The 25,244-nt window shown below is 56.0% G+C and carries 22 protein-coding genes; 12 read left to right on the top strand and 10 right to left on the bottom strand.

Features of this window, described 5'->3' with window-relative positions; all coding sequences use genetic code 11:
- Positions 1–12 precede the first annotated feature (12 nt).
- The 3 genes from G491_RS0115985 to murA form a co-directional block, all read right to left on the bottom strand.
- Positions 13–1,245 (bottom strand): MFS transporter, encoded by a 1,233-nt coding sequence (locus tag G491_RS0115985; protein WP_015947545.1) that lies wholly within the window; start codon positions 1,243–1,245, stop codon positions 13–15.
- Between the two features lie 138 nt (positions 1,246–1,383).
- Positions 1,384–3,798: a DNA internalization-related competence protein ComEC/Rec2 gene (locus G491_RS0115980; RefSeq protein ID WP_169829449.1), complete on the bottom strand. Its 2,415-nt coding sequence runs from the start codon at positions 3,796–3,798 to the stop codon at positions 1,384–1,386.
- An 85-nt stretch (positions 3,799–3,883) separates the two neighbouring features.
- Positions 3,884–5,134 carry a UDP-N-acetylglucosamine 1-carboxyvinyltransferase gene (murA, locus tag G491_RS0115975; RefSeq protein WP_028315316.1) on the bottom strand — a complete coding sequence of 417 codons (1,251 nt, stop codon included), beginning with the start codon at positions 5,132–5,134 and terminating at the stop codon, positions 3,884–3,886.
- Between the two features lie 333 nt (positions 5,135–5,467).
- Here murA and G491_RS0115970 point away from each other — a divergent pair, with 333 nt between their 5' ends.
- The 7 genes from G491_RS0115970 (at position 5,468) to G491_RS0115935 (ending at position 12,494) form a co-directional block, all read left to right on the top strand.
- On the top strand, positions 5,468–6,151 hold the full coding sequence (locus G491_RS0115970) for a methylenetetrahydrofolate reductase C-terminal domain-containing protein (protein ID WP_015947542.1): 684 nt from the start codon (positions 5,468–5,470) through the stop codon (positions 6,149–6,151).
- Between the two features lie 69 nt (positions 6,152–6,220).
- Positions 6,221–7,153 (top strand): methylenetetrahydrofolate reductase, encoded by a 933-nt coding sequence (locus G491_RS0115965; RefSeq protein ID WP_028315315.1) that lies wholly within the window; start codon positions 6,221–6,223, stop codon positions 7,151–7,153.
- An 87-nt stretch (positions 7,154–7,240) separates the two neighbouring features.
- Entirely contained in the window at positions 7,241–8,458 is a 1,218-nt protein-coding gene (locus tag G491_RS0115960; RefSeq protein WP_015947540.1) for an FAD-dependent oxidoreductase, read from the top strand.
- Complete coding sequence (locus G491_RS0115955; protein ID WP_015947539.1) at positions 8,455–10,053, top strand: hydrogenase iron-sulfur subunit; 1,599 nt, start codon at positions 8,455–8,457, stop codon at positions 10,051–10,053. The genes G491_RS0115960 and G491_RS0115955 overlap by 4 nt, the downstream gene beginning before the upstream one ends.
- A gap of 71 nt (positions 10,054–10,124) precedes the next feature.
- Positions 10,125–11,444, top strand: a complete 1,320-nt coding sequence (locus G491_RS34965) for a (Fe-S)-binding protein (protein WP_015947538.1) — start codon at positions 10,125–10,127, stop codon at positions 11,442–11,444.
- Between the two features lie 189 nt (positions 11,445–11,633).
- On the top strand, positions 11,634–11,816 hold the full coding sequence (locus G491_RS0115940; RefSeq protein ID WP_028315312.1) for a hypothetical protein: 183 nt from the start codon (positions 11,634–11,636) through the stop codon (positions 11,814–11,816).
- 33 nt (positions 11,817–11,849) lie between these two features.
- The gene (locus G491_RS0115935) at positions 11,850–12,494 is read left to right on the top strand and encodes a lactate utilization protein (protein ID WP_051327301.1); all 645 of its coding nucleotides are present in this window, start codon (positions 11,850–11,852) and stop codon (positions 12,492–12,494) included.
- On the opposite strand, the gene G491_RS0115930 is transcribed toward G491_RS0115935, so the two are convergent.
- From G491_RS0115930 to G491_RS34055, 3 genes are read right to left on the bottom strand one after another with little or no spacing between them, the layout of a single operon-like run.
- Positions 12,495–13,754: a 2-hydroxyacyl-CoA dehydratase subunit D gene (locus tag G491_RS0115930; RefSeq protein WP_169829448.1), complete on the bottom strand. Its 1,260-nt coding sequence runs from the start codon at positions 13,752–13,754 to the stop codon at positions 12,495–12,497.
- Positions 13,741–14,886 carry a 2-hydroxyacyl-CoA dehydratase subunit D gene (locus G491_RS0115925; protein WP_028315309.1) on the bottom strand — a complete coding sequence of 382 codons (1,146 nt, stop codon included), beginning with the start codon at positions 14,884–14,886 and terminating at the stop codon, positions 13,741–13,743. Before G491_RS0115925 ends, G491_RS0115930 begins: the two co-directional genes overlap by 14 nt.
- Positions 14,887–14,896: 10 nt before the next feature.
- A complete protein-coding gene (locus G491_RS34055) occupies positions 14,897–16,264 on the bottom strand; it encodes a PP2C family protein-serine/threonine phosphatase (RefSeq protein WP_051327300.1) in 1,368 nt (455 codons plus the stop codon).
- 135 nt (positions 16,265–16,399) lie between these two features.
- Here G491_RS34055 and G491_RS0115915 point away from each other — a divergent pair, with 135 nt between their 5' ends.
- Together G491_RS0115915 and G491_RS0115910 are read left to right on the top strand one after the other, a co-directional pair.
- Positions 16,400–16,762 (top strand): hypothetical protein, encoded by a 363-nt coding sequence (locus G491_RS0115915; RefSeq protein ID WP_028315308.1) that lies wholly within the window; start codon positions 16,400–16,402, stop codon positions 16,760–16,762.
- Positions 16,759–17,145 (top strand): type II TA system antitoxin MqsA family protein, encoded by a 387-nt coding sequence (locus G491_RS0115910; protein WP_015947531.1) that lies wholly within the window; start codon positions 16,759–16,761, stop codon positions 17,143–17,145. The genes G491_RS0115915 and G491_RS0115910 overlap by 4 nt, the downstream gene beginning before the upstream one ends.
- On the opposite strand, the gene G491_RS0115905 is transcribed toward G491_RS0115910, so the two are convergent.
- Both G491_RS0115905 and G491_RS35525 read right to left on the bottom strand, forming a co-directional pair.
- Complete coding sequence (locus tag G491_RS0115905) at positions 17,142–18,959, bottom strand: aldehyde ferredoxin oxidoreductase N-terminal domain-containing protein (protein ID WP_028315307.1); 1,818 nt, start codon at positions 18,957–18,959, stop codon at positions 17,142–17,144. The genes G491_RS0115910 and G491_RS0115905 overlap by 4 nt on opposite strands.
- Positions 18,960–18,973: 14 nt before the next feature.
- Positions 18,974–19,207 (bottom strand): 4Fe-4S binding protein, encoded by a 234-nt coding sequence (locus G491_RS35525; RefSeq protein WP_028315306.1) that lies wholly within the window; start codon positions 19,205–19,207, stop codon positions 18,974–18,976.
- Positions 19,208–19,466: 259 nt separating this feature from the next.
- Here G491_RS35525 and G491_RS0115890 point away from each other — a divergent pair, with 259 nt between their 5' ends.
- A complete protein-coding gene (locus G491_RS0115890; protein ID WP_028315305.1) occupies positions 19,467–20,909 on the top strand; it encodes an amidase in 1,443 nt (480 codons plus the stop codon).
- A 6-nt stretch (positions 20,910–20,915) separates the two neighbouring features.
- Here G491_RS0115890 and G491_RS0115885 read toward each other — a convergent pair whose 3' ends face one another.
- Both G491_RS0115885 and eno read right to left on the bottom strand, forming a co-directional pair.
- The gene (locus G491_RS0115885) at positions 20,916–21,905 is read right to left on the bottom strand and encodes a hypothetical protein (RefSeq protein WP_028315304.1); all 990 of its coding nucleotides are present in this window, start codon (positions 21,903–21,905) and stop codon (positions 20,916–20,918) included.
- Positions 21,906–21,977: 72 nt separating this feature from the next.
- Complete coding sequence (gene eno, locus G491_RS0115880) at positions 21,978–23,264, bottom strand: phosphopyruvate hydratase (RefSeq protein WP_028315303.1); 1,287 nt, start codon at positions 23,262–23,264, stop codon at positions 21,978–21,980.
- A gap of 164 nt (positions 23,265–23,428) precedes the next feature.
- Here eno and G491_RS0115875 point away from each other — a divergent pair, with 164 nt between their 5' ends.
- Both G491_RS0115875 and G491_RS0115870 read left to right on the top strand, forming a co-directional pair.
- Entirely contained in the window at positions 23,429–23,842 is a 414-nt protein-coding gene (locus tag G491_RS0115875; protein ID WP_028315302.1) for a helix-turn-helix domain-containing protein, read from the top strand.
- A gap of 29 nt (positions 23,843–23,871) precedes the next feature.
- Positions 23,872–24,303: a pyridoxamine 5'-phosphate oxidase family protein gene (locus G491_RS0115870; protein WP_084511539.1), complete on the top strand. Its 432-nt coding sequence runs from the start codon at positions 23,872–23,874 to the stop codon at positions 24,301–24,303.
- Positions 24,304–25,244: the final 941 nt, after the last annotated feature.

Genomic DNA, 25,244 nt, shown 5'->3' with positions numbered 1-25,244 from the left:
CCGGACAATCTTTCAAGCATCTTCTTTTTTCAACAACAAACTCCCCAACAACGCCGTCGCCCCCATGACTCCAAAGGCGATCCCCCACGAAAAGGCCGTATTCCCTCCGCCGGTCAGATCCAGGGCGAAGCCCGAAGCCACGGTTCCTAAAGACGCCGCGGCGAATCCTCCCAGGGATTGCAGCGCCATGGTCGATCCTCGGCGTTCCGGCTGGGCCGCGGTGATCACTCCGGAGTGTATGGCCGCCGAATCCCCCTGGAAAAACACGGTGTAAAACAGGCACAGCCCGGCAACGGCAAGGTAGGGCAGATGCACGGCGAACCCCATGGTCAAAGCCGTAATGCACGAAATCGCCATGATCCCCCGGACCACCCTTCGCCTGCCGAACCGGTCCGCCAATTCTCCGCCGGTGATGCTGGCTATCATGCCGAAGATTCCGGCTACGGCCATAACCGTCGTAGGCGCGGGGTAACTTTCCAGCCCCTTTTGCAAGGTCAGGGAAAAGGTTAAAAACGCGACCATCCAGGACCGGGCCGCGAACATCTCCCACATATGGCACATATAAGCCAGGATGTAGGAGCGGGCAGGGCGGTTTTTCCAGGCCGGCCGGAAGTCGAATGTTTCCCAAAAGGAGGCGCCGTCGCCAATTCGCGGCGCCGGCCTGGGGGCCAGCATGAAAAACGATATGATTAAAGCCGCCAAAGACCCAAAAGCGGCTCCGGCAAAGGCCATTTTCCATCCAAGAACGGAAAAAATTTTTCCCGTGACGTAAAAGGACATGCTCATGCCCAGGCCGAAGCTGGCCGTATAAAAGGACACGGCCCGCGACTGGGACTGCTCGGGAACCCGGTCAATCAGAGCTTTCAGGCCGGGGACGAAGGTCCCGGCAAGACCAAGGCCTGCAAGCGCACGAAATAAAAGCGCCAACCAGAATCCATTGACCGCCAGGGCGAAGCCCAGATTGGCCGCAAATCCCAACAGGCAGCAGGTCAGGTAGATCTTCCGGCCGTCCATGCGATCGGTCAGGCTGGTTAAAAAGGGCACGCCCAGGGTGTAGCCCATAAAATAGACGCCGTTGATCCAGCCGGCCTGGCTGTTGGACAGGCCCCATAGCTTGAGAAAATGAGGCAGCAAGGCGGGAAAGGCGAAAACCCCCAGCATGGAGCACACCTGGGCGCTGCACATGGCGAAAATCAGCCGTGGGCCTTTTTGCGATGGCGGGCTTGCGGGGTTTTGAGGCTTCAAGCAGGGTTCCTTTCCTGAAAAATAAATCAACCCCATACTACCATATCAGGAAGGGCGCTGACACAAAAAGCAGGCCAGCCGCCGGCCCTTCTTGAAATCACATTTTATGTAGTCGTGATATCCCTGCGCCCTGTAGCGTCAGGGTTTGCCGGCCTTTTTTCCTTTACGAGACAAGTCAATAAACGCTTTGCCGGACCAATGATCCTTTGCTGCGGTAAAGGTGCAGGCGCCTTGGGTTCCCGTATTGTACATCCTCGCTCCGATTTCTTCATACCTATGCACCACTTCTTCATGGGGGAAGCCGTACCAGTTTTTATAACCCGTAGTGAACACCACATGCTCAGGCCGGACCGCCTCAACAAACGCCTGGGTGGAGGACGTTCTGCTGCCGTGGTGGGGCGCGGCCAGCAGGGTGGAGTGCAGGATTTCCGGGGGGCAGCGTTTCAACAGCGAGGCTTCTCCTTGCTCTTCAATATCCCCGGTGAACAGGATGGATTGATCGTCCCAGGACAGTTTTAAGACAAGAGAATTCTCGTTCAATTGCACGTCGTCGCCCAATCCAGCCTCAAATCCCGGCGCCGGATGCAAAACCCGGGCGGTTACGCCCTGGATGGACTTGGGCCGGTGCAGTTCCCCCAAAGACGGCCTTAAAACGCCTTTTCGTTCGCATGCCGCCGTAAGATGCTCGTATGCGTGGATAGGCGCGGGTTGGCCGTTGGACCAGAACTCTTTAATGCGGAATCGCTCGGCTATGTATCCCAGTCCTCCGGCGTGGTCATGCTGGGGATGGGTCAGGACCAGGTATTCTATGGCGTGGATCTTCCTTTGCCATAGAAAAGGGGCCACGATCATCCTGCCCGTGTCAAAAGAAGAGGACGCCGAAAGCCCGCCTCCATCCACCAGCATGCAAGTCCCGCCGGGAAATTCCATCAAGATCGCGCTTCCCTGGCCCACGTCCAGAAAAGTGACCTGCAAATCCTCCCTCCCGAATCGCTGATGCGCCCAATATCCTGCATCCGCCAGCCCCCCTACCAGACACATCGCAAGCAAAGCCGCCCCCCACTTCTTCTTCACGTTTATCAGGGCGAACAAGGCCGCGTAATACAATCCCATTTCCAGGGCGTTGGGCTTGACGGGCATGGCCGAAGCAAAGGGGACGGCGGCCAGCCATTTGGATAACAATAATACAAACTGAAGCAGATGACCCGCCGCAGCGGTCATAATTCCCGACATCCAGGGCAGGATCGGATGGATCAACCCGGCCATCAGGGCCAAAGGCAATACGGCGAACCCGATCAAAGGAACAACAATCAGATTGGCCAGCGGCCCAATTAGGGAAATCCGGTCGAAATAATGAAGCACAATAGGAGCCGTGCCTAACAGGGCGATGACGGGGATCAAAAAATAGATCAAAATCCGGCGGCGCGCTTTTTCGCCCCAGGTGATGGGGATGGTCTTGAACGGAATCTTTTTCAGGCCGTATAAAATGCAGAACACCGCCGTGAAAGACAGTTGAAAGCCCACGTCGAACAAGGCCGGCGGGTTCCAAAGCAATATGACGACGGCCGCCGCGCCCAGGGTGTTCAGCGAGTCGTAATCCCGGTTGAATACATAGGCCATCAGAAAAACGCCCACCATTATGACCGCCCGCTGGGTGGAGGGCGCCATGCCCGTGAGTATTCCGTAGAACAGCACGGGCGCCATGGTCAGAACTGCGCTGACTTGAAACAACCGGCCCGAAAGCAGCAGCCTTTCAGAACGCGACAAAACCCACTTGAAAAGAAAAAGCGCAAACACCGCCACCATGCCGATGTGCAGGCCGGATATGGCCAGCAAATGGGCGATGCCCGCATCGGCGAAAAGGTCCCGCGTGTCCTGGTCCACGGCTTTTTTATCGCCCAACAGCAAAGCCCGGAGCAAGGGGCGGCCGGACTCGGGCGCGGACTCCTCTATCAGCCTCCCCAGGCTTTTTTCGGTTCGGGTGAAAAAACCGTCCGGCGCCTCCAGGATTTCCAGCTTGTCTTTGCCTCGCACGTAGGCTGATCCAAAGATATTTTTTAATCGCATGTAACGGACGTAATCGAACCCGCCGGGGTTGCTGAAATTCCTGAAAGACCGGATGTCCGATTTAAACCGCACCCTGGCGCCTTCGACCAGTTCCGGGGCCGGAGGCCGCACCGTCGTCCTGATTCTGCCTTTTAGAGGGCCGCTGGAGTTGAGGTCTTCCACTCGCAGCACGAACCGGGTTCTGTCGCTAAACTGGTCGGGCCGCTCAACAAGGGTTCCGGTAATCGTCGCGGGTCCAGCGTCTACATATGAACTTATATGCCCGTCCGGGTTTGGGGCGCCTGTCCAGGGCAAGAGGGAAATCCAGCCTACGCAAAAAATAATAGGAAGGCAGGCCGCGGCGGGAGTCGCTTTGGCTTTTATCAGCAGGGCTAATGCAAGGATGGATAGGAAGATTGCGGGGGCTATGCCCCAGGCAGGGAGGAAGAAGCCGCCGGCGACGCCCAACCCCTGAGCCAGGGCCAGCCCGGCCATGGGCCTGGACAAGGCCAGGCCGGGTTTTATTGCGCAAAAATTTTGGCGCGCCGCACTTCGGGTTTTGGAAAGCCCTCCCCAAATGCGGAAAAGGAGGCTATTTGACCCGTCGGACGGCGGCTCCCAATTGGGAGAACTTCTGCTCGATGGATTCATATCCCCGGTCTATGTGGTAGACCCGGTGGATTTCCGTGCTTCCCTGGGCGATCAAACCAGCAAGTATCAGGGACGCACTGGCCCGCAGGTCGGTGGCCATCACCGGCGCTGCGGACAGATGTTTCACTCCCCGGATCACTGCACTGTTCTGCGAAATGGAGATGTTGGCCCCCATTCGCACAAGTTCGCTCACATGGATGAATCTGTTTTCAAAAATGGTTTCCGCAATAACCGAAAGGCCCTTGGCCGTGGTCATGAGAACCATGAACTGGGCCTGCATATCCGTGGGAAAGCCGGGATGGGGCAGGGTTTTTACGTCTACGCTGCAAATGGGGCGTTTTCCCTGAACCCGGATTCCGTTGCCCTCCTCAGTCACCGTAGCGCCTGCCAGCCTGAGTTTACTGATCAAGGCCTGCAAGTGGGCGGGCACGGCGTCCTTAACCAGGACGTCCCCTTCGGTGAGGGCCGCGGCGACCATGAAGGTGCCCGCTTCGATTCTGTCCGGGATGATGGTGAATTCCACGGGATTCAAGGCTTCTACGCCCGTAATGGTGAGGACCGGCGATCCCGCGCCTTCCACCTTGCCGCCCATGCGGTTTAAGAGATCGGCCAGGGCCACGATTTCAGGCTCCCTGGCCACGTTTCTCAGGATGGTCACGCCTTCGGCCAGGCAGGCGGCCATCATGAGGTTTTCCGTGCCTGTGACCGTGGGGGTGTCCAGATAAATGTCGGCGCCGCGCAATTTTTCGGCCTGCACCTCCACGTATCCGTGGGAAAGCTCCACCGTGGCGCCCAGCATTTCCAGGCCGCGCAAATGCTGGTCGATGGGCCTGGCGCCAATGGCGCAGCCTCCGGGCAGGCTGACCCGGGCTTTTTTCAGCCTGGCGGTCAAGGGGCCCAAAACCAGCACCGAGGCGCGCATTCTGCGCACCAGGTCGTAAGGCGCTTCGGTCTCGCACAGGCCGGATGCGTCGATTTTAATGGTATGGCCGTCTTTTTCCACCTTGGCGCCCAAATGCTCCAGCAAGAGGCCTATGGTGTTGATGTCCTGGAGTTCAGGCACATTATAAAAGGTATTCCAGCCGTCCACCAAAAGCGAGGCCGCCAGGATGGGCAAAGCTGCGTTTTTCGCGCCGGAAACCTGAACCTCGCCGGACAGGGTTCTTCCGCCTTCCACGATTATTTTATCCATAATTTATAAAAATGCTTTCAAGCTAAAATTTTTTAGACAAAATCCCGATATAAAGGGGAGTTGCTACGGCCCTCCGCCCGGATCAAAGAGGAATAAGGCTCGGCGGCGGGGCGAAAAGTTTGCAAACGGGGATTACCATAAGACTGGCGGGGGTAATTGTCAAATGAAACGGTTGACAATCAAGCATTTGCCCGGTATACGCCCATAATGAGAAAATTCGTTTCCTCCTGCCGCGGGCTATTCGTGCGCCTGCTGAAGCGAGGGGGAAATTTTTTTGCCCCGTTCTGAGGACCGCCTCAAGCGGGTCAGCGTGTATTCGGATCAGGAGGAATCATGATAGTTGCGGAAAGAAAACCATTTGATGAAATCAGCGATCTGCTGGCCGGTTACGATAAGATTCTTACCGTTGGTTGTAAGACTTGCGTCGCCGTGTGCCTTGCAGGAGGCGAGAAAGAAGCCGCTCTCCTGAACAAGGAACTGATGCTGGCTCGCAAGGTTGCTGGCAAGCCCGTAGAAACATGCGCCGCGCTGGTCGAAAGACAGTGCGACATGGAATTTTTGGCCGAACTGGACGACATCGTCGATCAGTACGACGCTATTGTATCTATGGCTTGTGGAGCCGGGGTGCAGTTCATGGCGGAACGCTACCCGACAAAACCTGTCCTCCCCGGGGTGAACACCACCTTTATCGGGGTCAACAGAGATGTGGGATGGTACGAAGAAAAATGCCGTTCCTGCGGTAACTGTCTGCTGGGCATCACCGGGGGCATCTGTCCCATCACCATGTGCGCAAAATCCCTTATGAACGGTCCCTGCGGCGGCACCAACCAGACCAGCTGCGAGATCAACAAGGATCAACCCTGCGCATGGTACGCCATTTATCAGAGGCTGGCCGGCCAGGGTCGGCTGGACAACATCCTGAAAATGACGGAGATAATGGATTGGCGCAATAACGTGCCGCGCACCATTGTCCAGCCCGGTTACGAACAACGCAAAGCCGCTTTCAGCGACAAATAGCCCGCCCTTGGCCTTTACAGGCCGGGGCTTTCATTTGCTTTGCGGCAAGAAAGCGAGAAGGAAAAGGATATGGCTGAATTCAAGTCAAACAGCAAACTGGAAAGAATTTTAAGAGCGGGACACTTCGCCTTCACAGGAGAACTTGGGCCCCCGCGTGGTTCCAGCGTTGAGCATGTGCGGGAAAAGGCCAAACCCCTCAAGGGCAACGTGGACCTAGTAAATATCACTGACAACCAAACCGCTATGGTGCGTATGTCCAGCTGGGCCGCCTCCATCATCGCCAAGGAAGAAGGCCTGGAGCCCAATTATCAGATGGTGTGCCGCGACAGGAACCGTCTCGCCATGCAGGGCGACATCCTGGGCGCTTACGCCATGGGCATCAATAACATTCTTTGCCTTTCCGGCGACCACATGCAGTTCGGCGACCATCCCGGCGCCAAGGGCGTGTTCGACGTTGACTCCACCCAGCTCATCAACATGATTAAAAAAATGCGCGATGAGGGCGTCTTCCAGGGCGGAGCGGAAATCGAAGAACCCCCCAAAATGTTCATCGGCGGCGCCGCCAACCCCTTTGCAGAACCTTTTGAATGGCGCGTCCACAGGCTGGCGAAAAAAATAGCCGCAGGCGTGGACTTCATCCAGACCCAGTGCATCTTCAACATGGAAAAATTCCGTACGTGGGTCGCCCAGGCCAATGATATGGGTCTGACCGAAAAGGTCTACATCCTGGCCGGCGTCACCCCCATGAAGAGCGTGGGTATGGCGAAATACATGAAAAACCGTGTGCCCGGCATGGACGTGCCCGACGAGATCATTAAAAGGCTCCAGGGCGCGGAAAAAGGCAAGGTGGCCGACGAGGGCATCAAGATCGCCTGCGAGCAGATTGAAGAGTTCAAGGAAATGAAGGGCATCGCCGGCGTCCATCTCATGGCTATCGAGTGGGAGCACAAGGTTCCTGAAATCGCCGAACGGGCCAAAGTGTTGCCGCGGCCTGTGGTATAAATGGCAAGTGTGCTGGTTTCATGACGCGCAAGACCTGCCCCGGGCGAAAAGCCCAACTCGGGCAGGGAGTATCGAAGGAGAAAGCAATTGACTGACAAACCGAAAAAAGCTCTTGTCATTGGCGGCGGCATAGCAGGTCTGACAGCGGCCTGGGAACTCGCCCAGAGCCAGGTTGACGTGGAGCTTGTGGAAAAAAGTCCCTTCTTGGGCGGGCACAGCATCAGCTACTGCTGCAAGGCGACCGATGAATGCGTAAAGTGCGGCGCTTGCTCTGTGGACAAAATGCTGGCTCAGGTGGTTAGTGAACCCCGGATTAATGTGACCCTGGGCGCCGCCGTGGCCAAAGTGGATAAAGGCGGAAAATTCACCGCTTCCCTGGACGTGGCCCCTGCTTACATTGATGCGGAAAAATGCGATAACTGCGGAGAATGCTTTCAGGAATTCCGCAATACCGGCGCGGTGGTTCGCGGATACTCCAAGAACAATACCCCGCTGTACGCCATTTGCGCCGATGCCGCCAAGGACGTGGACGCCGCCAAACTGGCGGGCGTTTGCCCCAAAGGCGCCATCAACCTGGACGCCAAGGCGACCAAAAAGAAAATCAACGCCGACACCGTGGTCGTAGCCACCGGGTTCACCCCCTTTGACGCGACCAAAAAGCCCACCTACGGCTACGGCGTGCGCGATAACGTGATCACGGGCATGGAACTGGAAGCCCTGATTCGTCAAAAAGGCCAGGTGGTTCGTCCCTCGGACCTCAATCCCCCTGCCAAGACCGCGTTCATCCAGTGCGTCGGCAGCCGGGACGCCCGCCTTGGCAACCTGTGGTGCAGCCAGGTGTGCTGCGCTTACGGCCTGCGCATGGCCCGTAAGATCAAGTACGCCAATCCCGAAGCGGAAGTGAAAGTCTTTTACATGGACATCCAGAGCATCGGAAAGAACTTCCCCGCTTTCTACACCCAGTGCAAGGAAGAACTCGGCTTTGTGCGGAACATCCCCGTGGACGTGTACCCGGAGGAAGAAGGCCGCATGCGCCTTTCCTACGCCGATGAAGACACCGGCGAACGCAAGGACGAAATCTTTGACCTGCTGGTTCTCTCCATCGGCATCACCCCCGGGGAAGACAACGCTCAGGTCGCGGAACTGTTCTCCCTGGACCAGGATCAGGACGGCTTCCTGGTTGAAAAGGGCGAAGGCGTATTCCTGGCGGGAACGGCCGCAGGACCTAAAAACATTCCAGCTTCCATGGCCCAGGCGGGATTTGCGGCCTCCGAAGCGCTTAAATACATAGGGGTGACCAAATGAATGCAGACAAGAAAATCATCCAGATCGCTACCGACGTGTTGGTCATCGGCGGCGGGACGGCTGGCGTAGCCGCGGCGCTGGAAGTTGCCGGACAAGGCTACAAAGTTGTTCTGACGAGCAAGGAAGACAAGGTCGCCCAAGAAGCCAAAGACGGCGCAGTCGCCGATCTGACGGCAAAAGCCGAAGCCAACGCCAATATCGAAATCATGACGAACACCGTGGCCGCCGATGTGAAGGGGGTTCCCGGAAACTTTGAGGTCACCCTCAAGACCGGCGACGCCGCAGTGGAAAAAACCTTCGGCGCCATCGTGGTGGCCACCGGCCTCACCACGACAGTGCTGAACGACGCTTACGGCCTGGAACTGGGCCCCAAGGTCGTGTCCCAGTCCGAACTGGAAGCCATGCTGGCCGAAGGCAAGCTGGAAGCCGGCAAGACTGTGGCCTTTTTGGTCGGATTCGGCCAGGAAGGCAACCCCCTGGTCATGCAGAGGGTCCTGGACAGCCTCACCGCCCTGACCAAGGTCGCTGACACCGACGCTTATGTATTCGTGGGCGACATCAAGCTGGCCGCCGACGGCCTGGACGCCCTGTATGCACAGGCCCGCCAGGAAGGCGTCATCTATTTCAAAACCAAGGAAACCCCTCAGGTGACGACTGGCGACGCCATGACCATTTCCATTCTGGATCCGGTCCTCAGGCAGCAGGTGGAAGTGCAGCCTGACCTGGTGGTTGTCGAAGAAGCCATCCTGGCTGATGAAGACAACGCCGCCCTGGCCGTTCCCCTGGAAATCGAAGCTGACAAAAACGGCTTCCTGCAACCTGACAACGTCCATTACTTCCCGGTCAAGTCCACCCGTTTGGGCATCTACCTGGCCGGCGCATCCCGCGACCTTCTTTCTTTTGAGCAGGGTCTTGAAGACGCAGGCAATGTGGCTCTGGAAGTGAAAAAGTTCCTGGGCGACGGCAATTTGGAAGTTCCTTCCAACACCGCCTTCGTGGACGTGGACAAGTGCACCGTGTGCCTTACCTGCTACCGTTGCTGCCCCCATGGCGCCATCTACTGGGATTCCCGGGCCATCATCGCCGAATCCGCCTGTCAGGGCTGCGGCATCTGCGCCAGCGAATGCCCCAACGACGCCATCCAACTGGGCGACTACGCCGACGACGCCATGGCTCAAGCTATTAAAGACGGCCAGGGTTCCGCGGGCAAGAGCCCCTGGATCGTGGCCTTCTGCTGCAAGAACAGCGGATTGGAAGCCATGAAAATGGCCAAGACTTTCGGCTACAGGGTTCCCGCCGGACTCCAGGCCATTGAAGTGCCTTGCGCCGGCAAGATCGACATGGACTATGTGATGGACGCTTTTGTGCAAGGTGCTGAGGGCGTCATGCTGCTCACCTGCCACAACGGCAACTGCAAGTCCGACAAGGGCGCTCTGTACGCTTCCTGGAGAGCTGAAGAACTCAAGAAGATGCTGGCCGCCGTAGGCATGCCGGAAGACCGCCTGGTGTGCGCATCTCTTGCCAACAATATGGGTAGAACGTTCTCGGAAATTTCTGTGGAATTGGAAAGATCCATTAAAAAGGCCGGTTCCTGAAGCTGAGGGCTTGCCAAACGCGGGGCGCGCATGGGCGCGCCCCGCGCCCAAATGAACGGGAGGAAAATCGTATGGCAGAAGAAGTAATCAAATTAACCAAAAAAAAGGGGAGCACCCTTAAAGACAAGGTCATGGAGATTCTGCCTGAAGGCGGAAACCTGAATCTCTGCCTGACCTGCGGCGCCTGCTCCTCGGGTTGTCCGGCCACCGGGCTTCATGACATGGATCCCAGAAAGCTCCTGCGCATGGCAGCCCTCGGCATGGACGAGGAAATCATCAATTCTCCTTGGATCTGGTGCTGCTCCATGTGCCAGCGCTGCATCTACGTATGCCCCATGAAAATCGACATTCCCCAGTTGGTTTTCAACGCACGGCAACAGGTGCCCAGGGAAGACCGCCCCAAGGGCATCCTGGCCTCCTGCGACATGGCTCTGCGCAGCGATACATGCAGCGCCATGGGAACCAACGAAGAAGACTTCCAGTTTGTGGTGGAAGACGTCCTGGAAGAATACCGGGAAGCCCAACCGGAATTCAAGGATATGCAGGCGCCCATCAACAAGGAAGGCGCTTACTTTTTCCTGAACCAGAACTCCCGCGAACCTGTGACCGAGCCTGATGAAATGGTGCCCCTGTGGAAGATCCTGCACCTGGTCGGCGCTGATTGGACTTACGGAACCAAGGGCTGGGCTGCCGAGAACTACTGCATGTTTCTGGCGGACGACGACGCCTGGAAGCACATTACGGAGGTCAAGGCCAAAGCCGTTGACGACCTTGGGTGCAAGGTCTGGCTCAACACCGAATGAGGCCACGAACTATTCGCAGTCCGGGCCGGACTGAAAAAATACGGTGTCGAGCACAAGTTTGAAGTAAAGAGCATCATCCAATACTACGCACAGTGGATTCGCGAAGGCAAACTTAAGGTAAACTCCGACTGGAACAAGGACCTGAAAATCAAGTTTACGGTTCAGGATCCCTGCCAGCTCGTGAGGAAGTCCTTTGGCGATCCCGTGGCGGAAGACCTGCGTTTTGTGGTCAAGTCTGTTGTCGGCGAAGAAAACTTCGTGGACATGACCCCCAACCGCTCCAATAACTTCTGCTGCGGCGGCGGCGGCGGCTTTCTGCAAAGCGGATACGCCGATGAACGCCGGGAATACGGCCGGCTTAAGCTGAACCAGATCCTGGCCACCGGCGCAAATTACGCCATCACGCCTTGCCATAACTGCCACGCCCAGGTCCATGACCTGCAAGAGCATTACGATGCTCCGTACCACACGGTTCACCTGTGGACCCTGATTTGTCTTTCCCTCGGAGTTCTCGGTCCCCAGGAACGGGAATACCTGGGAGACGATCTGAAAGAAGTAAATGTGGCTGATTTCACGCCCATGTACTAGATAGATCCAAGGGAGCCCCGCCCATTGGGGCTCCCTTTTTCCTTCTACGCCTGCTGTTTTTTGTTTTTGCTCCATTTTAAAATAAGACCGGGATTGACTGCCCCAGCAAGGCGGTGATATCCAATGGCATTCGTGTTTGTTTTCTGAAGTTAACTTACGCAGCCGTATACAACCTGGAGGGGATGCTCTATGGCGACTCGGAAAATGAAACAAATGGCGCTGAAACAAGCCATTCAAATTGCAAGGGATTACGCCAGGGGCGGCAGTGAAAAATCTTCGCCCGATATTGTTCTGGATCAATCCTACAAACGCATATTACAAATTATGGAAGATATTGGAGAGACTCCCGGCGACGAGGTCCCTCCGGAATAACTTTATTATCTGCAAGACCAGGGAGGCAGGACGATGGCTGAAGATTATCGGAAATGGCTGTGGGAAAAAACCGGGGAAAAATGCGTCAACAATCTTAAAAAGCACGCTTTTGACGCCCACCTTTGCAAGACGTCCCAGGAAGCCAAAGAATTAATCCTTAAAATGATTTCCCAATACGAAACTTTCGGCTTCGGCGGCTCCTCGACCACCCGGGATATGGGCCTGATTGAAGCCCTGAAAGAGCAGGGGAAAACCATCCTGGATCATAACGATCCTTCGCTTCCCTTTGAGAAAAGCCTGGAATTCCGCCGCCAGCAAAGCCTGACCGACTGCTTTTTATGCTCGGCCAACGGAATTTCCGTGACCGGCGAAATAGTCAATGTGGACGGCTGCGGCAACCGGACCAACGCCATGTCCTTCGGTCCCAAAAAGGTCGTGATTGTGGCCGGCGCCAATAAAATCTGCAAGGACCTCCATGCAGCCATAGACAGAGTGCACACCGTGGCCGCGCCCATGCGCGCCAAAAGCCTGAATATGGAAACGCCCTGCGCAGAAACCGGAATTTGCGTGGACTGCAACTCTCCGTCCCGCGTCTGCCGGATAACCACCATCCTGCACCGCAAACCCATGCTCACGGATATCAGCGTGGTTATCGTGGCCGAGGAACTGGGGTATTAATCAGGTTTTAAAGGTCTGTCCTTTTCTTTCAGCCAGCATTTCCAAAAAGGCGTCTATGCGGACTTGAAACTGAGCGGTGGAGAAATTGCGGGCGTCCATGTGGTCGGCGTCGAAGATTACGGAGGGGATGCCCAACTCATCCTCCAAGGCCTTGCGGATATCCATTTGCCCCAAACTGATGGGCACGCAGGATTTGTTCCGGTGAAAAACCACGCCGTCAATGGCGTAATCCCGGCAGGCCTTTAGAACCATCTCTTTCCGCTTTTCAATGGAAACGCAGGAAACCAGGGGGTAGGACATCAGGCTTTTCAGGGCCAGCGCCTTGAGCGGGTCCGCCGGATCAAGCCGGATGGACCATGCGGCAGAGTAGGTTTCCGCCACCACCACGGCGTTGGCCTTTTCAAAATAGTTGAACAGGCCCATGTTGTACCAAAGCGGGATGTTGTCCCAAAAAAGGCGCAGTTTCTCGTTTTCAATAACGCCTGTTCCCGACTCGGCGCGCTCTTTGATTTCGTCTCTGGCTTTGATCAGAAAATCAATGGCCTGCCGGGTTCCCTGGCGGGTGACCATTACAAACATAATGCCGATTTCTGCAGCGGAAAAAGGCGCGGGGATGGATCGCCGATAGCTCATGATTTCGTCCCACAAAGCGCATGCCTGGTCGGACAGGGCCGCCACTTCCTGCAAGCGGTCCTGGTCCAGCTTCCGACCCGTGGCTTCCTCCAGAAAAGTAATGAGCCGCTGCATTTCCTGAATTGCGTAGTCAATGTGGTGAGGAGCGATTTCCTCCAGAGCAACCTGAGGCAGATCCGCCTTAAACACCTTGGCCTCGGGAAACCGCCGCTCCAGGGCGTGAAAGATTTTCATGACAGGCACGCACCCCCCGCCCGGGGAAATGAGCAGGTCCGGGGCGGGCAGCCCTCCAAGCGGGATTGCCGGGTCGGTCATGGGGCCGTTCACGTACCCGACAATATTCCTCAGGTAGCCGCAAAGATCCCTGGAGTAGCCCATGCCTTCGCTGACTTCGAAGTTTTTTGGAGTCAGGCCAAAGGCGGCGCATACCGGTGACCAGTTTTCGGGAAAGACCGGCTGCAGGTCCATGGCGTAAAACAGTTCTATGGCGCCGTTCATGGGCGGCATCCACCCGACGGGTTTGCCCTGCTCTTTGGCGGCTGCGCACTCCAGATAATATTCGCCCACCACCTTGTTCAGTTCTTTTGCCGCCGCCAGCCTTTTGGTCGATTTTTTAGATTTTTCCATGATTCGTTCCATACATCCCATCGATCATTTCGACAAAGCCCTCCAGCCTTGTCTGCAATTGGCCTCCCATCCGCCAGCTTTCATCCATCTCTACAACCAAAACCGGAATTCCGGCTGCCTTCAAAAGGCGGGTAAGCTCGGGAATGTCCGCCAGATGAGGCGTGCAAAATTTTTGTATGAGAAAAATCACCCCCCGGGCGCCTGTTTGCTCTATCCTGTCCATCAGCAAGGGAAAACGGTTTTCGGCTCTGCAACGGGAAGGGCAGGGAAATCGGTTCACATACCGGTCGATCAGCCTTTCCATGGGGCCGGAGCCGCTTCCGTCCACCGGCAACAGGTTCCGGTATCCCGAGCACAGGTCGTCTGCAACGATTCGGGCGCCGGCCTTCTCCATGGCGTCAAAAACGCCCACGGACTCCACCAGGCTGCCGGAAATCAAAACGGGGATTCCTGCCTGGCTTTCCCGGGAATTAAAGGGCTTTTGGCTGGCCAGGGCTTCCAACATGCCGAGAAAAAGGTCGGGAGGCGCGACGTAACCAGCCTGGACGACTATGTGGCGCTCCCGGGCGTTAAGGGCGGGCGCTCCGTCTTCTCCGAATTGGTACAGGCTGAGCAGGCTGCGGCGGATCGCCGCGTACATATCCAGGGAAGATTGCAGCCTTTCCAGGCGGAACTCGCCACCGGCCTGTTCCGCTTTATGAATGAACGCCTGGAATTCCTTATGGAGATAGTCTCTCGTTGCAGGGGCGTCCGTATAAGGCAGGGGGAAGGTGTGGTAAAGCTCTCCCGGAATGTTCTCCTTCCAGATATTGGCCATGCCGCAAGATACGTCGCAGGTATACCCCTGGACCACTCCCTTCAGATATTTGAATCCTCCGTTCAAGGCTTTTTCCAGGGCGCATTTCATAAAAGGGCAAATAAAATCCGGGACCAGGGAATAGGCCTGTTCCACAACGCCAGGCTCCCCCATGACACGGATCGGAACGAACCCGCAGGCATGGATCAGCTCCACGGGAGTATATGTACAAAAATAGCCGATATGCTTTTCCCCGGCCTCCGCTTGGGCGGACAGCCATTGAGAGCTTTGGGTTAAGCAATCGGCGAAGGGCTGCAAATAATCCGGCTGGCTCATGATTCCCCCCTTAGAACATGACCTCAAGAATAGTAAAGTCGTCGTCCAGATGCTCTGAATTGGCCAGGTTCCGGGCGTGGCTGTGCAGCAGATCCAGGCGGGACTTTTCGGACGGTTTGGCTTTTGTCATGTAGTCGGCGAATTCCTTGTATCGCCATACGCTTCCGTCCATTTTGCGAACCTCATACACGCCGTCGGAAAAAATGTACAAAATCCCGCCCTCGGGAATGGTGCATGCGGCTTTCTTGTATTCCACATCCCGCATCCCCCCAATCACGAAGTTGGGCGTGCGGAGTTGGGAGACGTGCGGTTCGTTTCCGTTTTTTCCGAACAGCAGGGCCGGCGGATGCCCGCCGCTGGCATAGATCATTTGGCGCGTGCTTCTGGAATACACCCCGTACCATATGGTGAAAAACATGCGGCCGTGATCCTCGCCCGAAAAGGCCTGATTCAAGGATTCCAGCACACTGGCCGGGTCGGAGAAATCCGTCCGCGGCAATGACTGGGCGCGCAAGGCGTTCATGATGGACACGGAAAGCAGCGCCGCCCCCACCCCGTGCCCGCTGACGTCGATGAGATACAACACAAAACGGTCCTCGTCCAGCCAATGGTGGCCGAAGGCGTCTCCCCCCAAAGCCGTGGACGGAATGAATCTCCAGTCCGTCCGGATGGGGCCGTCCTCAATGGGCTCCGGCAGGATTTCCCGCACGTACCGGGCCGCCTCCTGGAGTTCGGCGTTCAGGTGGGAAAAGGCCTGGTTGCGTTCGGCCAGAGTCTTTTCTATCTCGAGGTTTTTTTTCGAAAGCTGGTTGTTGGCCTCGGTCAATCCTTGCTCCGCCCGGGTGGCGGCCTGAACGTAATAATGAATGAGCATAGCCAGGGCCACAAGCGTGGTCAGGCTGGAAGACAGAAAAAAGGCCTGGTATACGGTTTTGGAAAGAACGTAATCGCAGGCGGGCTCCTGGCAGTATAAATAGAGAGCCGTGAACACGGCGCATAAAAGCACAATGACGCACGTCCGGATTTTTCCATGCCATCGGGCGTTAAAAAAGGTCAGTCCGGCCAGGTAAATCAAAAAATATTGAAAGCCCACGCCCCAACCAAGCACGTACACCCCGGCGACCTGATGCATCAGCAGTTCGCTGAAGGCCAGAAAAAACGCGGCTTCGTGCAGCCCCCTCCGGTTGAGGATAAACGCCGTGGTAAAGACGGGTGCGCTGTAGGCGAAGTTGAACCAGGCCATTTCCTTGATGCAGAAAAGCCAAAACGCAATTCCTAATGCTATGTGGCTGATCCCCCCGAACACATAGGCGAATTGCATGATTACGAAAAACTTGGCGTTTTCTGGCAGCACATTGTCGGGAACCTTAAATCCCACGCTAACCTCTGTCTGTTTATGGTTCGATCCGTTGCCGGACAGACTATCTTAAAAAAGCTATAAGAACAACTTTTAAGGGCCTCGTCCGGCTATTGCATTTTGCCAATTGAGGCTTTTTGCGTTATATTGCAGGGCATGAAAAGGCCGACGCACAAAGAGCTGTCCAAAAAACTTCGTGAAGCCCAGTCCTGCGCTGAAGAAGACCGCATCATGCTCATGAACCCGACCAGCCTGGCTGCTGATGCGTTAAACATGGGATACATGATGGACGAGTTGTCCCAGGTGCTTCATAATGTTCTGGACGAAATTCAGCCGGAAAACTATGTGGGCATGTCGCCCCCCCAAAAATCCTATGAACAGGAAATCAACGGGGCCGACCTGTTTCCGTTTCGCTGGAAATCCACGATCGTCAAGTGCCTGGCCTATCTGAAATTCGCCATATTCAGCCAGACCCTGTGGCTGATTTCCTTTCATCCCAACAGAAAGGCGCCCTTTTGAAAAAAACCGACCCCATATGCCCCGGCTGCGGCGCTTCCATGCCCTTGTGCACCAAAGAGGCGACCATCCAGTTTCGGGGCAGGGAAATCACGGTGGAAGTCGCCTGCCATGTGTGCCCGGATTGCGGGCTGGAAGCCGGAACCCCCGAGCAGGCCTGCACCATCCAGGCGGCCATAGCCGAAGCCTACCGGTTTCAGGAAGGCATGATGACAGGCCGGGAAATAACGGAAACCCGCTGGTCCAAAGGCCTGAGCCAGGAGGAACTGGCGGAAAAAACCGGATTCCCCCTGCGCGAGATCCAATGCTGGGAGGCGGGCGCCATCCAGTCCAGGGAGCAGGACGATCTCCTGCGTCAAATTTTAACGGATGAATCTTCAATCTAATCTGCAGGCATGGGCGGCGCTCCGGTTTCAGAGTCCCAACCCTGCTCGTCGTAATACTCCCCGATCATCACACCCACTTCCTGAGGCGTAATAGGCTTTCCGGTCAGGTAGTTGCAAAAAGGCGGCTCTTCAAACCATTTGGCCGGCGGCTCTTCATCCTTCCTCCCAAAGCCTTCCCGCATGTTGATGGTTTTCAACAAGGCCCAGGCGGCGTTGGCCCTGTCGCCAAGGTCGCTTCCCTGGGTGGGAATGCCTGTGACCGCCTGGTACAAGTCCGAACACAAATCATAGTTGTAAAAGCGGTTGATCTGCGCCCTGGCGCATACGCCCAGCGAGCCCAGGATGGTAAACCACCGGTGCGAATATTTGAGCAACCGGCCTATGTTCAGGTCTGTAGGCGCGCCGTCTCGCCATCCGGGCAAAATACGGTCCAGGGCGTCGTCCGGCACGCCCATGCGTTTGAGGTGCTTGGGAAAAACCTCCAAGGGGCGTTGGGCGAAATAGGTGGGCGATCCTCCCGACCCCACATGAGGCCCGCGCGGGTCCAGGATTTGCCCCAACTCCATGGTGCCGAAAAGGTTCCAGGGCAGGGGCGCCTTGGGCCCGGCGTAGGGCATCATGCCTTTGACCTTGTACGGCAAATAAGGGGCCGCCTCCGGTCCGTAGCGCTCCAGGATTGCGTCCAGGCCCTGGGCGATCAAATCTCCCAATCCCTGCCGAAAAGCCGTTTTTTCCGCCCAGATCTTCATGGATTCAAATTTGGTCAGGTCAATGGGCGGGGTCGCCTCATCCGAGGATATGATTCCCGCGGCGGCCAAATCTCCGGCGTAGCCGACGGCGGCGAAAAACTCGAACATGTCCATGCCATAGCCGTCCAGCATGGTCATGAGGGTGACGGCTTCTGTGTGATCCTTCATGCCGAAAATGGTGGGGACGTATAGGTTCATGGCCGAACTGCTGGTTGCCGTCAGGTCGGAAACGCGGATAATGTCTTTATCGCCGATGGGGCAGGATACGCACGCCATACGCCGGACTTTCGCCTCGGAATATTCCTCCCTGGAAATGATAGGCAGGGATTTCATGAGCCCTAAATCCTGCCATTCCTTGAGATAGGGATAGTTTCGTATATTTTCAAAAAGGTCTTTGGTGAGTTTTTTATATGCCTTTCTGTCCGCTACGGTAATGCCGTTCATCCCTCTGGCGACCACTGCCTTCAGGTTCTTGGAGCCCATGACGGCGCCGAAACCGCCCCGTCCCATGGTGGACAGGCGATCCACAAAAGCCATGGCATAGGCCGCCTGATTCTCCCCGGCCTGTCCGATTCCAAGCACTCCGGCGGGCCGGCCGTGCTTCTCCCACAGGGCGTGGCAGGCGTCTTCCACTCCCATTCCCCATAAAGACCCTGCGGCGCGAATGACCGGAGCGTCCCCCGTGATGTCCAGATACACGGGCCGGTCCGCCTTGCCGGTTATCACCAGAAAGTCAAAGCCTGCGTATTTCATGAACGCGCCGAAGTTAACGCCCCCGGCCCCGCACCAGCCGACGGAGCGGCTTTGGGGCAGCCTGGTCATGCCGTACACCCGGGAAGAGGCGGGAACGCTGGTTCCCACCAGGGGCCCGGCGCCAATGATGATGGGGTTTTCCGGCGCAAGAGGCTCGGTTCCTGGAATGACATTTTCATAAGCCAGCCTAATGCAGCCGCCCAGCCCTCCGATATACTTTTCGCATAAGTCCCGGGACAAAGGCCGGGATTCCAGTTCGCCGGCGCTTAAATCCACATAAAGCACGTTGCCTGCAAAACCGTTCCAATCCATGACGCCCCTCCTGATCAAGACTCCCTGGGCGTCTTGGACAACGCCCCATAAAAGCACTGGTCCACGCACACGCCGCATTCCGTGCATTCCTGCGTAAAGGAGATTTCGGCCTCTTCGCCTTTGACAATCACCTGGATTCTCGCCAGCAACGGATTGAAAGCCCGGTGGTATAATTCGGAGCAGGCCAGGCCGCATTTCATGCATCCGGTGCAAGAAGCAGCATCAATGGAAATGAGAAATTTGCCCATAAAGCCCCCCTGTGGATGGATAGGTAGGATGGATGAATCTTCCGGTTGGATATGGTTTAGGATATCACCCGGGTAAGAGCGCCGTCAAGAAACCGCAAAATCACTCCCTTGGCCTTAACGATGATAAATAAAGAGAGACGGCATCCATAAAAATGTTGAAATCTCCCTTCAATATTACTATCCTGTTTTTTCTTCGGGTGGAAAAGCAAAATCCGCAAAATTTATATTTGTCAGCTCTATTTTTTCGGGGGGAATCTGCATGGACAAACTGCTTACTTTATCCGGGACAAAAATTGCGGCCATGATTCGCGAAGGAAAAATAACGTCCCGTAAAGCCGTGGAAACGCATATTGAACACGCCAAGAAAATCAATCCATGGATCAACGCCATTGTGGCGGACCGCTACGACCAGGCTCTGGACGAGGCGGACGCAGCCGACGCATTTTTAAAGGAAAACGGGCCGGAAAACTGCCCGTCTTTTCATGGCGTTCCCTGCTCCATTAAGGAATGCTTTTCCCTCACAGGCATGCCCCATACCTCCGGGCTTGTGGCCCGAAAAGGCATCATCGAGAAGAAGGACGCCACGGCCGCGGCCAGGATGCGCCGGGCCGGGCTCATCCCCATCGGCGTTACCAATATTTCGGAATTGTGCATGTGGATGGAGTCCCACAACAAGGTCTACGGAACCACCAACAATTGCTACGACCTGGGCCGTATTGTGGGCGGAAGTTCGGGCGGGGAAGGCTGCATTGTGTCCTCGGGCGCTTCGCCTTTCGGCCTGGGGTCGGACGTGGGCGGATCCATCCGCATGCCCGCGTTTTTCAACGGGGTTTTCGGTCACAAGCCCACGGGCGGCGCGGTTCCCAATACAGGCCAGATTCCCCTGGCCCATGGCAGGGTGGCTTTTTACTGCACCACCGGCCCCCTTTGCCGCAAGGCCGAAGATCTAATGCCTCTGCTGAAGATCATGGCCGGACCGGACGGCAAGGACCCCGAATGCACGGCCATGGATTTTGGCGACCCCGCCTCCGTGGATTTTTCCCGGCTCAACGTCCTGAGCGTGCCGGAAAACGGCGCTGTAAGGGTGCATCACGAGTTGGTGATCGCCCAAAAGAAAGCTGCGGACGCCCTGGAAAAATTGGGCGCTTCGGTCAAGCATCGCACGGTGAACAAGCTCAAATGGTCCTTCGCCATCTGGTCCAGTATGTTGAATCATCATCAGACGGAAGAGTTTGGCGTACAGCTGGGGCAGGGCAAGCGCATTCCCGTGTTTTGGGAATTGTTCAAATGGGCCTTGAGGGCGTCGGACCACACCTTGCCCGCCCTGGCTCTGGCTTTGGGAGAGCGCATTCCCATGCCTACGGAAAAATTTATCAAGATGGGGCGGGAGTTGCGGCGGGAATTGATCGAATTAATCGGCCCGGACGGCGTCATGCTCTATCCCTCTTACAGCAAACCCGCTCCGCGCCACCTGGAGCCGCTCATGCTGCTGGATAACTTCGTGTACACGGCCATCATCAACGTCATGGGATTTCCGTCCACGCAGGTTCCTTTGGGGTTGAGCAAAAAAGGCCTGCCCGTGGGAGTGCAGGTGGTGGGGACGCCGGGAAACGACCACAAAACCATTGCGGTCGCCATGGAACTGGAAAAAAGCCTGGGCGGATGGGTCGTTCCCAAGCTGGCGGAAAAAGTGAATCCCTAAGCCGGGCTACTGATTTTTGCCGTCCTGTCCGATGGTCTTTTTGAATTCTTCAAAGGCGTTGTGAACGCCCTGCATCTCCTCGGAGACGGGGTCCTTCGGCATAAGATGAGGCGCCGGCTCGTAAGCCCGCCTCATGCGGGAAACATCAAAGGACTCGGGCGGGAAGGACGGGTTCATGGCGTAATTCACCATGGTTCGTTGGCTGATCATTTGCCCGTTGGACACAAAGGTGATGCGTCCGGGATACCTGTGGAGGATTTTTTTGCCGTCCTGCACCAGCAGGCCCTGCCAGTCGCTGTATTGCACTTCCAGGCTGTCCTGACTCCTGCCGGGCACGGTGCGGGTGACGATAAACCGGATGGGCAAAAAGGTGTTTTTTTCCACCCAAAGCTGCGGGACGGTCTCGTCCGGGAATTGGGCGCCGATCACATAGGCCGCCTTGCCCTGCCAGTATCCCAAAGAGCACACGTCCGTTCTCACCCCGGCCAGGCTCAGCCTTTCCATAAGCAGCAGGGCGTTCCGGTATAACAAAGGCTCCTTGAACAGGTCGTACTGATCCTCAAACTCGGAGATCAGATAATTGTTTTCCACCTTGGCCGCTCCGGCCGGAGACACCGCTAAAATTCCCAGGCCTTGAGGATACTTGATTTCCTCCCGGAATTTGTCCGGAAACTGATACGAAACAGAACCTTCCAAAGTCAACGGGGCCGGAGGAGGCGTTTCTGCCGATTTTTCCCCAACAGCTCCGCCTTCCCGGCCCTCAATGCCTGACGCAGCCGCATCGGTTTCAGGTTGCGCAGCCTGCTCCGGTTGAATTTCCGGCGGCGGATACACGACGACCTGTTCGGCTACGGAAAGCCCTTTGGCCGGCCCCTGGGCTTTGACCATGAGTTCCAAAACCTGTTCGGCGGGCAGGACGTAAGCCTGGGCGGAGAAGGCGGTCAGGGAGAAAAAGGCCAGGGTGCAAATCAATGTGCGTCCGGAAAAAATTTTCATGCAGTCCTCAATAATACGGCTTCTTGCGAGAAAACAACGGGGGAGGCAGTCCGCCTCCCCCGCAGGTAACGATTATTTTTTGGAATCCGTGATCTTGTCAAAAGGAGTCCCGAAGCTCGCGGCTCTTCCCAGGTCCTCTTCAATGCGGATTAACTGATTGTATTTGGCCACCCGGTCCGTTCTGGACAGGGAGCCGGTCTTGATCTGGCCGGCGTTCACGGCCACGGCCAGGTCGGAGATAAAGGTGTCTTCGGTCTCGCCGGAGCGATGGGAAATCACCGTGGTGTATCCGTAGCGTTTGGCCAGGTCGATGGTCTGCAGGGTTTCGGTCAGGGACCCGATCTGATTCAGCTTGACCAAAATGGAGTTGCCCACGCCCTTTTCAATGCCCTTCCTGAAAATGGCGGGATTGGTCACAAAAATGTCGTCCCCCACAAGCTGGATGGAACCCAGGCGCTTGGTCATTTCCTCCCAGCCGTCCCAGTCTCCTTCGGCCAGGCCGTCTTCGATGGAAACGATGGGGTACTTGGAGATCATTTCCTCATAGTAGTCGATCATCTGGGTGGTGGTCAGGCTTTTGCCTTCGCCCTTGAGTTCGTATTTTCCCTTGACGCAGAATTCGCTGGCGGCCGCGTCAATGGCCAGGACAATGTCCTTGCCCGGCTTGTATCCGGCCGCCTTGATAGCGTCCATGATGCATTTGAAGGCTTCTTCGTTGGTGTCCAGGTCCGGGGCGAAGCCGCCTTCGTCGCCTACGGCCGTGGCGTGCCCGCCTTTTTTCAGGATGGCTTTCAGGTTGGCGAAAACCTCGGCGCCCATGCGAACCGCCTCGGCCGCCGTCTTGGCGCCCTTGGGGATGATCATGAATTCCTGGATGTCCAGGTTGTTGGCTGCGTGCTCGCCGCCGTTGATGATGTTCATCATGGGCAGGGGCAGGGTCTGGCCGGCTACGCCGCCAAGGTAGCGGTACAGAGGAAAGCCAAAGGCGTCCGCCGCCGCACGGGCCGTGGCCAGGGACACGCCTAATATGGCATTGGCGCCCAGCTTGGATTTATTTTCCGTGCCGTCTTCGTCCAGCATGGCCAGGTCCACGGCCGCTTGGTCCGCCGCGTCCATGCCGATGATCAGAGGAGCGATGATCTCATTCACGTTCTTCACGGCCTGGGCAACGCCCTTGCCGCCGTATCTCTTGGATTTTTTGTCCCTAAGCTCCAGGGCCTCCCGCGTGCCCGTGGACGCGCCGGAGGGCACGGCCGCCCTTCCGATGGCGCCGCTTTCCGTGTACACATCCACTTCCACGGTGGGGTTTCCCCTGGAGTCCAATATCTCCCTGGCTGTTACTTCCAGTATTTGAGTCATGACTTCCTCCGATCATGAGGTTTTTTAGGGCGCGTTAAGTCAGCGCCTCGGTTAAATCTTCTTTGGCTGTTAAACGGTCAATTATTGACAAAAATTTTGATTGGATGCTACCTAATCATTGGATAAGATGTCAAGAATCGCCTGACCGGATAGAGGAAAAAATCATGGACCGCAACTCGCCCTATTATAAAGCGCATCTGGTAGTGGCCGCAGCTCGCATCGCCGACCATAAGTTCGGGGTCCCTCCCACGGTTTCCCAGATCAGCGAGGTCACAGGGTACTCAGCCGAGGAAGTTCAAAATATTTGTAATAAACTTGGAGATATGGGAGTATTGAAAAACGTCCTGGCGGGCGAGGTCGAGCGGATTTACATTAAGGACCCCGCCCCGCTGGAGGATTTGCCCAAGGCGGCTCAGGGCAATAACATGGAAGCCGAAGTGGAAAAGTTCGCCAAAAAGCAGGCCGAGCGCATGGCTAATATCACAGTTCAGGCCAAAGACGAGAAGCAGCGAAAAAAGGATCTTTTCGCAGCATTGGAAAAAGAGCTCAAAGGCAAAGTCGGGGAGTCCGGGTCTTGAGCAAACAAAATAAGAGTTAATCGCCCATCATGGAAAAAATATTCGATCTACTCGCCAGGGAGAATATGTGCGTCCTGGCCACCGACGCCGGCGGCAAGCCCCATTGCTCCCTCATGGCCTATATGCTGGATCGCCAGGGAAACGCCCTGATTATGGTCACGGGCAAGAATTCCGCCAAGCATAAAAACATGCAGGCCAACCCCAATGTTTGCGTGATGGTGGACTCCCGGGCCAGTTTTGACAAAGGCCGGGACGAAAACATCCAGGCCCTGACCGTCACAGGAACCTACGGCCCCCAGGATCCCAGGGATCTCATGGAATTGACGCGGGCCTTTCTAATTCTCCATCCTCGCCTTAAGCCCCTGCTGGATCAGGAGGATACGGAATTCTTCCGGGTGCACATCAATTCCATCCTGCTTCTTGACGGCCCGGTGGAATCCACCTTTATTGAGTTGGATTAACAGACAGTTAACGGAAATGGCGTCAGCGCCCCAAGGCAGGGCTTGCCCCGCCAGTGTTTGGGGCGGCGTTGTTCTTCTCATGCGGCGGGGGCCTGCCGCTAACATCGAATTCATCCTTTCCGGTTTTTGTTACATTGTAGTTGCGCCCCCCTGTGGGCGCCTATTGGTCGTGCGAAGCACGCCCTAAGCAGGCAGGGGGGCCTGCGCCTACACGCCAAATTCAGCCGCAATGGTTTCATGGGCTATGTAGGGTGCAGGGCTTGCCCTGCCCCTGTTTAGGGTGGTCCAGGCAACGGCAGTATGTTGCCTGGGTTGCTTTAGCAACAAAAGGTGCGGCCGGGGAGATTTTCGGGGTTGAGAATGTTCGGCGGGCGGAAAGCCCCGGTTGAATTCCTGCTCTTGTTGGCATTGGGCCAGACTTCCGGTCTTACAACGTTTCCAAATTCCATTACCTCCACGGTTCTACACCATGTGCTCACGCACCCTGGCAGGATACTGCTCTGCCAGGGCTAACCGCTTAGGATCTCCCCACGTTCTTATCCACGCCTAAAAGTGCCACAACCAAGACATCGCCAGCCTGCATAATTTCTAGAAGTTTCCGGGCAGTAGACCCAAGTTGTCTCTTTTCCGCATGTTCCACAATACCCCTTTATGGTTTTACCACGTGAACTGCAGTTTCCTTTGCAATCATTGCTCATCATGCTACTCCTTTTTCAGTAGAGATAAATTATCTATTGTAAAAAATAACCAAGTAGATTCACTTATTGGAGCAAGCCTTTATGGACATATTTATATAATAACATCATATATAAACTTGATCAAGCAATTATTCAGAAGTTATTAAGGCTATTTATACAAACAAAGTGGCTTAAGTTCAATTTAGTAACACCTTCGCTGTATTTTAATGTCATAACAAACCATCCATCAACTGACTATACTCC

Origin of the sequence: Desulfatibacillum aliphaticivorans DSM 15576 (genome assembly GCF_000429905.1) — a bacterium.
Classification (GTDB): domain Bacteria; phylum Desulfobacterota; class Desulfobacteria; order Desulfobacterales; family Desulfatibacillaceae; genus Desulfatibacillum; species Desulfatibacillum aliphaticivorans.
This window is presented reverse-complemented; position numbering and strand designations above follow the sequence as displayed.